The organism is Leyella lascolaii (assembly GCF_900079775.1).
Lineage (GTDB): Bacteria > Bacteroidota > Bacteroidia > Bacteroidales > Bacteroidaceae > Prevotella > Prevotella lascolaii.
Genome location: NZ_LT556038.1, coordinates 185,302 through 200,400 on the forward strand (window position 1 = coordinate 185,302; position 15,099 = coordinate 200,400).

The 15,099-nt window shown below is 48.0% G+C and carries 14 protein-coding genes, 1 tRNA gene and 2 pseudogenes; 4 read left to right on the forward strand and 13 right to left on the reverse strand.

All coding sequences use genetic code 11. The annotated features are described in order from the left end of the window. Positions 1-33: 33 nt before the first annotated feature. A complete protein-coding gene (locus tag BN4609_RS16460; RefSeq protein ID WP_164071589.1) occupies positions 34-186 on the reverse strand; it encodes a hypothetical protein in 153 nt (50 codons plus the stop codon). A gap of 53 nt (positions 187-239) precedes the next feature. Next, entirely contained in the window at positions 240-395 is a 156-nt protein-coding gene (locus BN4609_RS16465) for a hypothetical protein (RefSeq protein ID WP_164071600.1), read from the reverse strand. Positions 396-1,129: 734 nt separating this feature from the next. On the opposite strand from BN4609_RS16465, the gene BN4609_RS06615 reads away from it, so the two are divergent. Continuing rightward, positions 1,130-1,203 (forward strand) — tRNA-Arg (locus BN4609_RS06615). A gap of 103 nt (positions 1,204-1,306) precedes the next feature. On the opposite strand, the gene BN4609_RS06620 is transcribed toward BN4609_RS06615, so the two are convergent. The 3 genes from BN4609_RS06620 to BN4609_RS06630 are packed head-to-tail and all read right to left on the reverse strand — an operon-like array spanning position 1,307 to position 2,944. After that, positions 1,307-1,879, reverse strand: a complete 573-nt coding sequence (locus tag BN4609_RS06620) for a flavodoxin (RefSeq protein ID WP_068855778.1) — start codon at positions 1,877-1,879, stop codon at positions 1,307-1,309. Positions 1,880-1,900: 21 nt separating this feature from the next. Further along, positions 1,901-2,728: a carboxymuconolactone decarboxylase family protein gene (locus BN4609_RS06625; RefSeq protein ID WP_068855779.1), complete on the reverse strand. Its 828-nt coding sequence runs from the start codon at positions 2,726-2,728 to the stop codon at positions 1,901-1,903. A 15-nt stretch (positions 2,729-2,743) separates the two neighbouring features. Beyond that, complete coding sequence (locus BN4609_RS06630) at positions 2,744-2,944, reverse strand: hypothetical protein (protein ID WP_021993895.1); 201 nt, start codon at positions 2,942-2,944, stop codon at positions 2,744-2,746. A 163-nt stretch (positions 2,945-3,107) separates the two neighbouring features. Between BN4609_RS06630 and BN4609_RS06635 the strand changes: the two genes are divergently transcribed. Further along, positions 3,108-3,587: a GNAT family N-acetyltransferase gene (locus BN4609_RS06635; RefSeq protein WP_068855780.1), complete on the forward strand. Its 480-nt coding sequence runs from the start codon at positions 3,108-3,110 to the stop codon at positions 3,585-3,587. 26 nt (positions 3,588-3,613) lie between these two features. Further along, the gene (locus BN4609_RS06640) at positions 3,614-4,513 is read left to right on the forward strand and encodes a helix-turn-helix domain-containing protein (RefSeq protein WP_068855781.1); all 900 of its coding nucleotides are present in this window, start codon (positions 3,614-3,616) and stop codon (positions 4,511-4,513) included. A 19-nt stretch (positions 4,514-4,532) separates the two neighbouring features. Here BN4609_RS06640 and BN4609_RS06645 read toward each other — a convergent pair. The 5 genes and pseudogenes from BN4609_RS06645 to BN4609_RS06665 all read right to left on the reverse strand — a co-directional run. Next, positions 4,533-4,955 (reverse strand): annotated as a pseudogene (locus tag BN4609_RS06645) (cupin domain-containing protein); the annotation flags it as partial. Between the two features lie 101 nt (positions 4,956-5,056). Next, a pseudogene (locus tag BN4609_RS06650) lies at positions 5,057-5,407 on the reverse strand (putative quinol monooxygenase); the annotation flags it as partial. 251 nt (positions 5,408-5,658) lie between these two features. After that, positions 5,659-6,225, reverse strand: a complete 567-nt coding sequence (locus BN4609_RS06655; protein WP_068855783.1) for a DapH/DapD/GlmU-related protein — start codon at positions 6,223-6,225, stop codon at positions 5,659-5,661. 33 nt (positions 6,226-6,258) lie between these two features. Beyond that, on the reverse strand, positions 6,259-7,548 hold the full coding sequence (locus BN4609_RS06660; RefSeq protein WP_084791401.1) for an aldo/keto reductase: 1,290 nt from the start codon (positions 7,546-7,548) through the stop codon (positions 6,259-6,261). A 39-nt stretch (positions 7,549-7,587) separates the two neighbouring features. Beyond that, positions 7,588-7,809, reverse strand: coding sequence for a hypothetical protein (locus BN4609_RS06665; protein WP_068855784.1), 222 nt, complete (start codon positions 7,807-7,809; stop codon positions 7,588-7,590). A gap of 421 nt (positions 7,810-8,230) precedes the next feature. On the opposite strand from BN4609_RS06665, the gene BN4609_RS06670 reads away from it, so the two are divergent. Further along, on the forward strand, positions 8,231-9,973 hold the full coding sequence (locus tag BN4609_RS06670) for a fibronectin type III domain-containing protein (RefSeq protein ID WP_068855785.1): 1,743 nt from the start codon (positions 8,231-8,233) through the stop codon (positions 9,971-9,973). Positions 9,974-10,238: 265 nt separating this feature from the next. Here BN4609_RS06670 and BN4609_RS06675 read toward each other — a convergent pair whose 3' ends face one another. The 3 genes from BN4609_RS06675 to BN4609_RS06685 all read right to left on the reverse strand — a co-directional run bounded on the left by BN4609_RS06675 (position 10,239) and on the right by BN4609_RS06685 (position 15,037). Beyond that, on the reverse strand, positions 10,239-11,672 hold the full coding sequence (locus tag BN4609_RS06675) for a leucine-rich repeat domain-containing protein (RefSeq protein WP_068855786.1): 1,434 nt from the start codon (positions 11,670-11,672) through the stop codon (positions 10,239-10,241). Positions 11,673-12,347: 675 nt separating this feature from the next. Continuing rightward, the gene (locus BN4609_RS06680; RefSeq protein WP_068855787.1) at positions 12,348-12,680 is read right to left on the reverse strand and encodes a helix-turn-helix domain-containing protein; all 333 of its coding nucleotides are present in this window, start codon (positions 12,678-12,680) and stop codon (positions 12,348-12,350) included. Positions 12,681-12,823: 143 nt separating this feature from the next. Further along, positions 12,824-15,037, reverse strand: a complete 2,214-nt coding sequence (locus BN4609_RS06685) for an HRDC domain-containing protein (protein WP_068855788.1) — start codon at positions 15,035-15,037, stop codon at positions 12,824-12,826. Positions 15,038-15,099 lie beyond the last annotated feature (62 nt).

Below are 15,099 nucleotides of genomic sequence, written 5' to 3' on the forward strand. Positions count from 1 at the left end.
TATTCTATTTTTATTCACCCTCACCGCTTGACTTCACGGTACGCTCACCATCGGCATCATACCAATAGTTGGCGACAAAGCCGTTTTCATCACTTGCCAAGAGGCGGTCTCTTCATCCCAACGATACTTCTTCTCGACAGCCTGCTCATCCTCCTTTCCGTCTTTCTTCATATGGATTATATTCATTCTCTTTTGATTCCATTCTTATCTCCTCCTTTTTTGGAGTATGGTTTTGTACATTACCACAAACTTGTATTTGCAACCGGCTCTCCCTCTGAAAAATTCGTAGATGCATAATACGGGTCATAGGGATCGTATCCTCCAGAGCCAGACATGATTGAAAATGATACATTCGTAACAACAACACTTGGGCATTCGTACTTTTTCTTTTTCATAAATTTATCCTTTAATCTTTTACCAAAAACTTTGTCAGCGGACGCAAGAAGAACGTTTTCGTTAAGCCAAATGAACAGAGGCAAGCTTGCTTGTACTATGTCATGGCGAGAAAAGGTGCGCGAAAGCGAACATTTTCGATAAGCCAGATGTGCAGGACGAAGCTTGCTTCAGGCTTGCCAGGGCGAGAAAAGGTGCGCGAAAGCGAACCATTGTTCTTTGGTTTCCGGACGCCGACTTTTTATCTAAAACATGCAGACCGAACAAAAGACAGTCATAAAATGCAAGGGGCAAATATACTCAAAAAGGAGAAACAGAACACAAAAAAGATTTAAAATCCATCGGTCTTAACAAATATTTATTTCCTTTATTCGGAATAATAACAGTCAGAACGAATTACGTACCAATAACTGAGAACATATACCTCATTATAATACTCTGATTAAATAAAATTTCATGCTATTGTCAGGCATACCGGCTTCTGCCTTTTATAGAATATTCAGCGGGCTACATCGGTGAAAAACAAGATGGTGGCAGCAGCACGGAAGACTGATGAAGAAGTGAAAATAAAGTGAAAGCATACAAGCGGTGTCCTTACGGCAAATTAGCAATCAACGCAAGTACAGCCTAAGAGATGCCATCAACCCCACACTATCGCCATTCTTGTCAGAACAAAAACAAGGTAATATTTGTGCGTATCATTTTTTTTATATAATTTTGCACCAATCAAAAAGGAGGTCCCGTAGCTTAGCTGAATAGAGCGTCAGATTCCGGTTCTGAAGGTCTTGGGTTTGAATCCCAACGGGATCACTGCGGAGAAAGAGGTAAATCGCTTGATTTACCTCTTATTTTTATATTCATTCCTCAAAATACGCCATTCAGGCATCAGATTTCCAAATCCACGTTATATTATTTACCGTTTTTTCATCAAGTCACTGACCCAATTCTGTATGTTATCACGATTTTCTCCGTTCAACAACTTGCCGTCATGCCATTTCAACTCTGGATATGTATCCCTTAATTCTTTTACACTACCAGTTATTCCGCTTCCACCTGATGTGGCAAACGGAACGAGCATCTTACCTTTCAGGTCATGACTCTCGATGAATGTATTTATGATTCGCGGAGCCTGGTTCCACCAGATTGGATAGCCTATGAAAATAACATTGTAGGGAGAGACATCCAACTTTGTGTCTTTCAATGCCGGACGAGCCTGCGGATTGTTCATCTCTACAGAACTGCGCGATTGACTGTCGTTCCAGTCAAGGTCATCGGCGGTGTAGGCTTGTTGTGGAACAATCTCATACAATGTACCGCCAGTAACCTCCGCAATCGATCGTGCTGCTTTTTCTGTTGTACCGGTGGCGGAAAAGTATACGACTAATGTCTTACTATCAGTTTCAACAATCTTTTCTCCTTTGTTTTGGGCGCATGCGGCAAAGCTCATGGTCATTACCGCTGCCAGAGTCAATATAATCTTATTCATAAACCGATTATTTTTTAAATGTCACTTGGCATATTCCTCTTTGATGACGCGCAGCGCCTTGATAGCGGCGGGGAAGCCGATGTATGGCAGGCACTGGATGACGGCGGCGGTCAGCGTTTCGGGCGAGTTGCCGGCGTTGATATTGCCGTGATAGTGCGAATGGAGCTGGCTCTCGGCTTCCAATGTGGTCAGTACGCAGTAGCCCAACAGCTCGCGCGTCTGCAAGTCGAGTGCGCCACGGCTGTATATCTCACCGAATAAATAGTCTGTGAGGAACTGCTCCACATCCTTGCCCATATCACTGGGCAATCCCTTCATCACCGAGGCAATACCACCGGGATATTGCTTGTCCTGAATAGCTTTGCCTGCCTCATGGCGTGTTTCCTCCGTCACCGTGCCTTGCTTTTCCAACGGCAGGGAGATGCCCCGTTCCTTAAACACCTCGTTCACCGTAGTAACAGCGTTCAGCATCTTGGGGAAGCCGATGAACGGGGCGGTGAGATACATCACCTCGCGCAGTTCCTCCGGAGTGACGCCAACATTGAGTGCCGCACCTGCATGAGCTTTCAGTTGCGGGAGTGTCTGCATCGTGGCGAGGGTGATGCAGGTGATCATTTCGCGTTGTTTCAGCGTCAATTCGCCCGTTAGGAATACCTCACCGAAGATGAACTTCTGAAGAATGTCCATCATTTCCGGATCTGTCCCCTGTCCGGTCAGAGCTTCACCGCCGAACAGAGTGTGATAATTCTGCTTGCATACTTCAATTCTATCCATATTTTTTGTTGTTTGTGCCGTCGCGGACAGGCTTGCTGTCAGTGCGATGGCGATTATACCTATTACTTTTTTCATATTGTTATCTCGTATTTAGTTCGTAATTCTGTCTCCTTTGACCTGCTCGGACAACCCTTTCAGTATCTCCACTTCGTTATCCTCCAAGGGTATGAATGCCTCTCCGCAAAGGAAATGGCGCAAGAGTTGTTGCGGTGTTACGTGATGGCGGTCTGCGATGAAGCACACCGCCTCGTCCGCGCACAATTCTTCGGGTAATTCTGTTTTCTGTTTCATTGTATTCTCATTTTTATCTGATGCAAAGTTACACCGGAACAAGGAGGAACGTTGTAACTATAAGTGGGGGAAGCGTACCATTTTTACTGAAATTACAGTCGGCGTAACCCATTGTCAGTTAAATATTTTATCTTTGTATTTGCCAAACAGAAAGAAACTATAAATGACATTTATATACGACATACGTCCGATTACAGACCAAGACATCCCGAAATTACTGGAATTGTTCCGTTCAACAGTCCTTACTGTCAATTCCAGGGATTACACAAAAGAGGAAACAGAAGATTGGGCTTCATGCGGAGACAGCATAGAACATTGGAAAGAACTACTTGCAAAGAACGATTTCATCGGTGCACTTGACAGACAAGGCAATATCATCGGCTTCTCCTCTATGGACTGCAATGGTCATCTGCACTCTATGTTTGTACATAAAAACTGGCAAGGGTGTGGAGTAGCGACACAGCTGCTTTCGGAGGTGGAAAAGGTGGCTCAGAAATATGGCGTGGACAAGATACATTCTGAAGTGAGTATAACTGCCCGCTCTTTCTTTGAGCAACATGGATATAGGACAATGAAGGAGCAAAAACAGAAAGCCAACCAACTTTTCCTAACAAATTACAAGATGGAAAAGGTTTTGAAATAGTATAATAAATAGAATTCTCCCCCCTTATGAGCAAGATACTGAAAGTACGAAATGTCAATGACTATGCCAGCTACGTTGGATGCAAAGAACAGCACCCGTTGGTCAGCGTCATCAACTATGTCGAAGTTTCGCCCGTGCGTCACAGTCTGAACGATTATGGCGTGTACGGCATCTTCTTCCACGATGAGGCGGAGATAGACCTGGCATACGGCTGCGGCAAGTATGATTACAAGAAGGGTACGGTCATATGCGTGGCTCCCGGTCAGATAGGCGGCAAGGAGGACAACGGCGAGGAAGTGATGCTGACAGGCTGGGCGTTACTTTTTCACCCCGACCTGTTGCACGGTTTCCCGCTGGAAAGGCGCATCAAGGAATATTCCTTCTTCGATTACCGTATCAACGAAGCCCTGCACATGACCGACGAGGAGCACGACATCCTCGCCTCCCTGATGCGCCAGATGCGTGAGGAACTCGCGGGAAAACCGGATGAGCTTCAGAACGCCATCCTCGTGGGTTACATCGAACTGACGCTCAATTTCTGCCAGCGTTTCTACAACCGCCAGTTCGTCACCCGAAAGATAGAGAACTCCGATATCCTCGTCCGCTTCGACCGCCTGCTCCGCGACTATTTCGAGGATAAACTCCAAATGACCCTCGGTCTGCCCACCGTACAGTATTGCGCCGACAAGCTGTGTATGTCGCCCAACTATTTCGGTGATGTCATCAAGAAGACGACCGGCGATACGGCAAGCAGCCACATTCGCCAGTTCGTCATCCAGCTTGCCAAGAACGGGCTGGCGGCAGGAGAAACCATCTCCCAAGTGTCCGACCGCCTCGGCTTCGAATACCCCCAGCATTTCAGTCGGATGTTCAAGAAACAGGAGGGCGTCACGCCGTCGGAATACTGCCAGAGGGTACGGACATGACGCTCGTGCGTTTTGAATATCATTTCCCCAACCGGTTATATTCCTCTTCAGTCACTGGCTCCAGCCATTCGTTGGACGTGTTTTCTCCTGGCACCTCAAAGGCGAGATGCGCGAACCAGCTGTCCGCCGCAGCTCCGTGCCAGTGCTTCACATTCGCCGGGATATGGATGACATCGCCCGGAAGCATCTGCACCGCAGGCTTGCCTTCCTCCTGATACCAGCCCTTGCCCGCCACGCAGACCAGCATCTGCCCGCCTCCTTTCGTTGCGTGGTGAATGTGCCAGTTGTTGCGGCAGCCCGGCTCGAAAGTGACATTGTTGAACGGTATCTGCTCCTTGGATATGGGAGCCAGATAACTGTTGCCGATGAAATACTTGGCGTAATCGGTGTTCGGCTCACCGATGGGGAATATCATTTCCCGCTGGAAAGCAGCCTTACCGTCCCCTACTGTTTCTGCAATTTTTTCCTGTGCCATAATTCTTTGTACGTTAGTCATTGTTACCATTAATAATAAAAACAATATTCTTTTCATCTTTTCAAATGTTACTCCATAAAGTTATTGATTCTGTTTGCAGGATTGAGCGGTGTCTGATCAGTCAGTTCTAATGATTTGACCATGTACAGCGTCCTTTGCTTGTATTTCCGGAAATGCTCGGAAGCGATATGTTTGTCGTAAGCCTCATTGCTGGCGTATGTTTCAAGGATGGTTATCTTACATGGATTCTCTTTCTCACCGACGGCATACATGGTCAGCACGCCCGGTTCTGTGCGAAGGGATATTTCGCCCACTTCGGTCACATATTCTATATATTCATCGAGGAACTGCGGATAGACTTCGATTTTCGAGAGGCGCACTATGCCGTCGGCAGCCATCCGTTCTTTTTCACACATACCCGAATGTTTGGACGAATGCCCATTCCTCCCTGCCCCGCCGCATGACATAAGTCCGAGCAAGAGCAATGCGGATAATATATTCCGTGCAAAATTAAATTTCTCCATCAATATACTATTGTCTTTAAATTCTTACATTTATATTTTATGTCCCTTTCCTTAGAAGATATTCTATATTAACTGATATTATAAATTTTATCTGATTGCAATTAATTTAGAACACCTATCCAACTTAATGCCTTGCATAATCATTCCTAACCTGTTATTTTCTTTATGATTTTTGCAGGCACGCCACCCACTACCACATTGTCCGGAACGTTTTTATTGACTACCGCTCCGGCTGCGACGACAGCATTGTCACCGACGGTCACGCCTTGCAGGATAGTTGAGTTGGAGCCTACCCACACATTCTTGCCCAACACTATAGGTGCAGGGTAAGTGTGCTTGCGCTCTTCGGGTGACAAACCATGATTCAGCGTAGCGAACACGACGTTATGTCCAATCTGGCATCCGTCACCGATAACAACGCCTCCATGATCCTGAAAATGACAGCAGGCGTTTATGAATACATTCTCCCCGATGGTGATATTCTTTCCGAAATCCGTATAGAATGGCGGAAAGACACGCAACGATGAAGGCACATCACAACCGAACAGTTCTGAAAGTAACTTGCGTACTTCCGCTTGAGTGTGGTAAGCCGCATTCAGCCGGAAGGTGATGCGACGTGCAGCATCACTCATTTCATCCATAAACATATGTATGTCTTCGGTGTCAAGAGCATTACCCGTCTTTACATAATCTTTGAATTCGTTGATTGTCATACTATTTTAATATTTGTTCTTAGAATTGTCTTGTCATTTCCCCATAGTCTCCTTCACTCTCTCCAGCAAATCGGGAATATCCAGATGCTGAGGACATTTAGCCAAGCATTCACCACATGCGACACACGAGGATGCTGGGGCACCGCGCTGGACGGGCGACATCGAGACGGTGTAGTCCGCCATCGCCCTCTCCTTATTGCGGTGCAGGATGTAGTTGTTGTACACATAGGCAAAGATGTAACCGATGGCGACATTGTGCCGACATGGAATGCACTGGTAGCAACCCGTGCAGTCGATGTGTCCCGGTGCGTGACGATAGGCATAAACGGCTGCTCCCAACGCCTCGCGCTCGGCGGGTGTGAGCATGTTGGGACGGGCTTTGGAGGCGTACATCAGATTCTCCTCCACGTCCTCCATATTACCCATTCCGCTCACCGCCACGCTCACTTCGGGAATGTCCCACAGATAGTCCAACGCCCATTCGGTGTCTGGCTTATGGATTCCTGTGGAAGCAAGCGCGTCGCGCATCACTTGCGGAAGAATGGCGAGGAATCCCGTTCGGACGGGCTTCATCACCGCCAGTCCCATGCCGTTGGCAGCGGCATACTTGGGACCGAGCACACCCGCCTCGTATTCATAATCCAAATAATTATGCTGAATAAGGCAGAAGTCCCACGCGGGAGTATATTCCACCACTTTCTTGAACAGTTGCAGACTGTCGTGGAAAGAGAAGCCCATGAAGCGTATCTTGCCCTGCGACTTCAACCGCTCCATCTTCTCTATAAGCCTGTAAGGCAGCACATAGTCATTCCACGCGCGGTGCATTATCATGTGGATGTGGTAGAAGTCGATGACATCCGTGCCGATAGTACGGCGCGACTGGTCGAAGAACTTCTCGAAGTCGTCTGCCGACTGCATCTCCCACCACGGCATCTTGGACGTGACATATACCCGGTCGCGCCAGCCTCCGGCGAGGGCTTTGCCAACTGCCTGCTCACTCTCTCCACCGAGATAGACACGGCCCGTGTCTATATAGTTCACGCCTCCCTCGATGGCACGGCGCACCATCGGAGTGGTCTGGTCAAAGTCCACGTGTCCGTCCTTCATAGGCAGGCGCAGCATCCCAAAACCCAACGCAGATACATTAACTCCCGTGCGCCCCATCGGACGGTACTGCATCTGCGGGTTATAATTCAAAATATCTTTGGCAAGCTGTTCTCGCACCGCTTGCTTTTCAGCCTCCTGCGCTATGGCTTTCGTACCGCTCACGGCTCCTATAGTTGCTGCAAGAAGTCCGCTTTTGATAAAATCACGTCTGTCCATACCTTTATAAATAAATAATAAATAATGACGTATGAATAATCAATCCGGTCCTGTCAGCCGCGCAGGATTACGACGGACATACATGTGGATGTCGCACACGCTATGCAACAGCACATCATTGGTAAACTTGCCGTCGTTCTTCCTGTCTTGCAACTGATTCATCGCCTGTACCGATATTGTATTGTAAGCAGGCAAAGCTACTCTGCTCACGACGGAAGTCCTGATAAAGTATCTTCCGCTTATTTTATAATACTTATTCATACTTGTCCTCTTCTGTTGCAAAAATAGATATATATGATGCAAAAGACCTTAACTATTTCACGGAGAAATGTGACGCTTTTACTGATTTATCAACTAATGGCTCAAGCTACAACGTCAGACATTGCACACTGTGACAATACATGCCCAAGCAATGGAAAAAGTCACGAGGAATGCAAGTCAACCGGCACTTCAGATGGAGATGAATGTTCTTTACTCAGGAATGAAGAACGGCACATAACAAAGTGAGCCGAAGACTAAGACTCACACCACAACCATGTTCTTAAAGACGGATTGATTAGCAACAATTTCCAATAATCTCTATTTATTATACAAAACGTCACAAATAATAGTCTTAAAACTTCATTTTGCCAGAATATCTGTTTATATTTGCAACTGCATTAAAATAACCAAAACTTATTATATGAACAATTTTACATCTCTTGCGACAGTTTTTGTCGCCATTTCGATGAGTATTCCCTCCTTCGGGCAGGGCATAACAATCAATCCTGAGAGAGTGAACCACCAGGATGGAAGCTACGACCCAACGTCGAATACAGTCACCATCACAGCCGAGGCACCTACGATGACTGAGTATGACTGGGATACCTACACGCAGCAGGAACTTCCTTACATATCTTATATAGCCATCCATCGCCACCGCCCCGGCACCGAATGGTCCGATGAGGAACTCGGCAGGATAACGAATCCTGAACCGGGAAAAGTGATAGAGTTTGTTGACAACACGGTGGAGCCGGACAGACAGTATGAGTACGGCATAACCGTACATGTGGACGACCTGCAAAGCCAGCAGGCTTATCTGCAGATATACACCGGCATCACACCTGGCTATCTGAAATCGTTCACAGCCAGAGCCGTGCCGGGCAATCCTAACGCGGTGGAGATGACAGCCGTAGCTCCGGACACCGCCGAGACGGGCGAGTCTCTTGACGGCAGCATTCTGAGCATACACGTGCAGCAATACAGCGGCAGCTTCAGCTATTCGGACATACACACGATAGACGGTGTGAAGCCCGGACAGACCTACAGCTGGACGCTTGACAATCTTGAGAGCGACAAGCTTTACACCTTCCGCGCCATGGCATACGTGGGAAACGAGGGCAAAGGCGGCTTCTCTGAGGCTAATGTGTACTTAGGGCTTGACTATCCCGGCAGCCCGCAAAACGCGACCTGCTCACAGGAGGGTGAAGGTGTGCGCATCACATGGGAAGCACCGGCAGCAGGAGGACGCGGCGGCGACTACGACCCGGAGCACACCACATACACACTCGTGCGTGTCTACTCAGACGGCACCAGAGAGGTGGTGGCAAAGGGTATAACTTCTACGGAATATGTAGACACGCCCGATGTTGAAGAAGAAATGTCTGTCTCTTACGAAATAAGCGCAGTCAATGCGGCAGGCGAATCTACCAAGGCTGCCAGCACAGCCACTGTGAGCGTAGGCAAGGCTGCCTCACTGCCATTCACAGAGTCGTTTGCTTACGGAGCGATGAGCCACAAAGGCTGGCAGACAGAGACAACACAAGACGACGAATACTATACATACGTGGCATGGAGCTTCCCGGAAACAACGTTGATGTACTACTTCCCCACCGACAAAGATCTCACCATTGTGTCTCAGGACACAGACCGCGGAATGGCACAATGCGACTTCTACGGCTTTTCGCCCGAAGGACAGACGGAGAGCATGTCTACTCCGCACATCGACGTGGACGGCATGACCGGTATTGACATCAGCTTCTGGCTCTATTACGTGCCGGACGGAGGTACCGACAACGAACTGCGCGTGTATGCGAGCCGCGACGACAGCGACTGGGAACAGCTCTTCACCACTGACGGATTGAGCGGAAGCCAGCCCGAATGGCGCGAGATAAAACTGAAAGCCAACACCGATGGCTGCAAGAAAATAAAGTTTAAATGGAGCGCGATAGCCCACAACGGCTCGCCTACAGACGTTATAATAGACAACATCAGTATAAAGAACGGCGATACATCCGACGGCATAGCCAAGCCCGAGACCGACAACGGCGAGTCTAATCACCGCACTGAATACTTCAGACTTACAGGCGAGCGCGTGTCAACTCCTGCACACGGAATATTCATAGTGCGCAAGGACGGCAAGACCACTAAGCAGGTGTTCAAGTGATGTGACGTAAAAAAGTCGGACTGATCGAACCTCAATCGTTTAATAAAAAGAACTTGGAGGTCGTCATTCAGGCAATATTTCCATTTCATCTTATTGCCGTCTGCCAAAACTTTCTTGAAGTAAAAAAATAAGGTTGGATTCCTCGCCCAGGATTCAACCTTATTTTTTTACAGTCTGAAAGTTTTGGCAGACGGCAATAATAAAGTATAATGACATATCCGGATTTGCAAAATTCACGACCCGGTTGTGTCGTCATAATTATAAATCACAATTTGATTTTGCGTACGACATCACCCACACGTACAATATAAACATCATGAGGCAACACCTCTGAAGTGTATGTCTTTATGAGCGAACCGCGTCCAATCAACCGCCCGTCTATCCTATGTATGGAGTAAAGAACAGAAACCGAGTGTACTCCTGAATCTTCTATAACAAGCCGGCTGTCTCTTCCATATACCTTGTACCTGCCGGCATTGTCTGTCCGGGCAGATACAATCCCTGTCGGGAAACGGTCTGTCTCAATGTAATTGGTAAAATAACTCCATCCGAAGGCGTTTCTGTATTTCTTTGCCGAACCGTAAGGAACATATACGGGTATGTCTTGGCGTATAGAGCCATAAAACGTGTGACGCTCCGGATCTGACTCTACATGACCACAAACGGGAGGTTCGGGTGACAAGGAATATATTTTCTGAATACTTCCTGAGACAAATGCCGATTCTCCAAGATATTTAACCGTGGCAGGGAACACAAGCGAGTCTAATTGACAACCCTCGAAAGCCTCCGCGCCCACCCTTTCCAAATTTGGAGGAAGCGAGATGTTCTTCAATTTGTGACAGCCACTAAAAGCATACAATCCTATTTCTTTAACGGTCTTTGGAATCTGAGCTTCTTCCAGATTTGGGCAACCGGAACAGACACGGCTGGGTATAGATGTCATCCCTGCGGGAAACACTATTCGCTTCATGTTCACGTTACCATGAAAAGCCGCGCTACCTATTTTACTGACACTGTTGGGCACTATGATCTCGCTGAAACTGGTGGCATAAAGAGAAGCCGTACCTATGCTGTCCAAACCATCGGGTAGGGTCATCTCATCAACTCCTGCAGCATAAAATGCAAGATCAGCAATGGTTTTGAGCGTGGACGGCAGAACCACTTTCTTCAAACGTCTGCACCAGTTAAAGCAATTGACGGGTATTTCAGCAACACCCTCTGGTATTACGATTGATTCTATCCACGTGTCTTCAAAACTGCTGTCCGATAATTTCTTTAAGGAAGCAGGCATATTGATTTGTTGTAATGCCAACCCGAAAAAGGAAAATAATCCTATTTCCATAATGTCATCCGGAAGGATGACCCGGCGTATCGGCATATACTTCTTCTTATTTTCGTACATATCCCAATCAAAAAAAGCCTCGTCAGGAATTCTGTGTCCTTTAACTTGCGCATATTGCAGGTTTACAACCCTCACCCGTCCTTCCTTTGCACAACGGACTATGGTCTTAAAGTCAAGGCTGTCCATCGGACCATGCACTATAAGAGAATCTATACCATTCCATTTGTCACCCAAAGCCTCATCCAACTGTCCGTATTCACTGACCTTGGCATCATAGAAACTTTCCTGCCCGCAAACCTGCCGGGAAGAAACAAACAGCAGCAGAAACAAAGTTAATATAAATGTTTTTTTACACATTGTTATATATATTATGGTTGTAAGTATAAGGCGTCAAGAGACAGGATGCCTACTGACACATGTCAATCATATTTTACTTTGAGAATCATTACACTGTAATGTTTCAATTATATTCACCTGAGAGTCAACAAAAATGAAACATTGCATAACATACATGCTGTCAAAAATAAAACTCTCTTCATGATTACTGTTTTTGGTTTTACATTTCGTTTAAGTCCGTACAAGACAAAAACGGTTGTCTGAAAAGTTAATTGATTAAAGGAATTCCGTCACCTGTCAGACTTCCAAAGAAATGAACTGTAAAGTCTTTTTTATTTCATAGGCTGATGGTTTTAGATTATTAACCGTTCCAAATATATGTATATTATTTCATATATCAAAACATTTTCTGTCCTTTTTTGTATTTTCTTATATCGTGCATGTTATCGGCACATGTTGCTCTAACTTTTCTTAAACCGAATCATCAGACTTCCATTCTTATTTCATACTGCTGTCAGCCAGATTGTATTCTGCTTTATCGAACGTTTTAGTTAAGCCAGATGTGCAGGACGAAGCTTGTTTCAGCTATGCCATGGCGATACAATATCTTTCCTATATCACTCATCATAAAACTCGATACAAATATAAAAGGAGGACGCGGAAACGTCCTCCTTTTATACTCCCGGCATTATGCCTTTACCACAAAGCCACCTTGCCTGCTATTCCCAAGTCAAGCGTAGCCGTTGTTATGCCTAATGCCTTAAACACACGGCTCATCGTTGAAAGGGTTATAGAGCTTTTACCGTTCTCCAACTTGCATATCTGGGAGCGTTTCACACCGACTCTTTCGCCTAATTCCTCTTGAGTGAGATTCTGTCTGAGCCGTGCCTTTTTGATAGCCTCTCCGACAAAGTAGGCTTGTATGTCCTCTTTGAGCTGCGCTTCCATCGCGTCACGCTCCGGAGTGCCGACTTTTCCCCATACAGCATCTATTAACCCGTCTGCTGGTGTAAATTTCATCTTAGCCATACCTATTTGTTTTTATCGGCAAAATACTCTTTTCTATTTGAAACGTTCATGAAAGTTAAAAGTCCTGTCCTTGCCTGCATATTTATGTATAAGATTCCTTATTTCCGGATAAGCCTTCACTTCTCTCCTTGCGCGGTCTGCCCTTATTCCCCATCCTCGGCATTGCCGCCGGTGTGAGTCGCGCGAAACGAATCGACGATACTGATTATCTCTTCTCCGTATTTCTCAGCTCTCTTCGGTCCTATGGACGACAGTCCCACAAGCTCATCGGGCGATTTCGGCATGGTGTCGGCTATGGCTTCAAGCGATTTTGTGTGCATTATACAGTAAGCCGGCATCTTTGTCTCCAACGCTTTTTCTCTGCGCCATGCGACGAGAGCCTCAAGCACTCTGTCGCTGGCGGAACGGTGTCCTGACGCGGCGGAAGAAGCCGTCCGGACGTCAGCCGCGGCTTTCTTTCTTTTTACGGCAGGTGCCTTTCCGGCAGAGGAGCGGCTTCCTGTCCGGCGTTCAGCCGTACGTGAAGACTTGCGGCTGTCAGGCTCCGCGCCCTCCGCACCTATCCTCGTCTTCTCCCGCATATACCTGTTGGCGTCAAATCCGTTTTCCACGACAAAGCCAAGCAGGTGCCGTTTGCTGTCCAGCGATGTCTTCAGCTCGGACATATATTCTTCTATCCGCTGCGAGAGTTCTTTGTTTTCAGTGACAATATCGAGTTTTCTGACGAAGCCGTCAACTTCTGTCAGCCGTTTGAGAAAGTATGACGCGCCCTTTCTTATTCTCTCCGCAAGCGCGGAGTCTTCGGCAAAGCCGTCTGTTGTCATGACCATCCTGACATACTGCTTATGGAACTTGTCTGACACGGCAGCCACCTCCGACACGAGCCGCGCGCTGCGAGCCTTGAACTCCGTAGACGTGCGCGAATAGCGGTGCGACATGTGTTCGGTCATGATGCGTGTCATGGAGTAGAACGGCGAGATGACGGAAGTGAAGTCGAACAGTCCGTCGAGCATAGCCACATAATACTTGCGCTGCATTCCGCCAAGCGTGCGCGCGTCGGGAATGTTGCGGCGCGCGTCACTTACAAACCCGTCCACAGCCCCGTCGCGTATTATGGCGGCACGAGTGAGCGGTGCGCTGAGCACCAGTCCTTCGAGCGTCCGGCAACGGCTGAGAGCCACGTAGGTCTGCCCGTGAGCGAACGACATGGAGGCGTCTATCACGGCATGGTCGAACGTAAGTCCCTGACTCTTGTGTATGGTTATCGCCCAAGCCGTCTTCACGGGGAACTGACGGAACGCCCCGTTCACCACCTCGCTTATCTCCTTCGTGTCGTTGTCAAGCTCGTAGCGAGTATTCTCCCATGTTTCCGGCTCCACCTCTATCTCCGCGCCGCCGTCCTTAGGTCTGACGGTGAAGCCCCTGCTGCCTATCGAGCAGACGGTGCCTATCATGCCGTTATAGTAGCGTTTCTCTGGCGAAGAGTCGTTTTTGACAAACATCACCTGCGCCTTCTCCTTCAGCGTAAGCCGTTCGTCAGTGGGATACATATAGTCGGGGAACACACCCTCTATTTCGGCGTCATAGGTGTAAGCCTTTCCCGGCAGTGCTTCGAGCCTCGCGTTGTTCACCCGTTGCGCCTGGGCGTTGTGTGTTGTCAGGCGTATGCATCCCTCCACGCTGTCTGCATTGAATCCGGGTATATAACGGCTGTTCAGAGTGTCGAGCACGCTCTGGTCGGCTGTATTGTCGCGCACGCGGTTGAGCAGAGCCACAAACTGCGGGTCAGCCTGCCTGTACACCTTGTTCAGTTCCACCACCGCATATTCCGTACGTGCCAGAGCGTTGCTGCTGAAGAAATAAGGCGTGGAATAATACTGCTGCAGGATGGTCCACTCCTCGTCCTTCACCACGGGTGCAAGTTGCCCGAGGTCGCCTATCATCAGCAGCTGCACACCTCCGAAGGGACGCTTGTCGCGACGGCAGAGGCGCAGCACGTAGTCCACGGAGTCGAGCACATCCGCCCTCACCATGCTTATCTCGTCTATCACAAGAAGGTCGATGGCGCATATCACACGTTTCTTCTCCTTGCTCATGCGCACCTGAGAGCCCTGCGTGCCGAACTTGGCTCCGGGCACGTAAGGGGCAAAAGGCAGCTGGAAGAACGAGTGCATCGTCACTCCGCCAGCATTGAGGGCGGCTATGCCTGTGGGTGCCACGACGACGGCGCACTTCGATGTATGCTCCTTCAGATTGCGCAGGAAGGTGGTCTTGCCCGTCCCTGCCCTACCGGTGAGAAAAAGACTCGTACCGGTGGTCTCTATTATGTTCCACGCCAGCTGTGCTTCCTCGTTCATGATGTGCTGTGTTTTTTAAGACAGGCACAAAGTTACGCAAAATAGCTGAAAACCTGCCATCG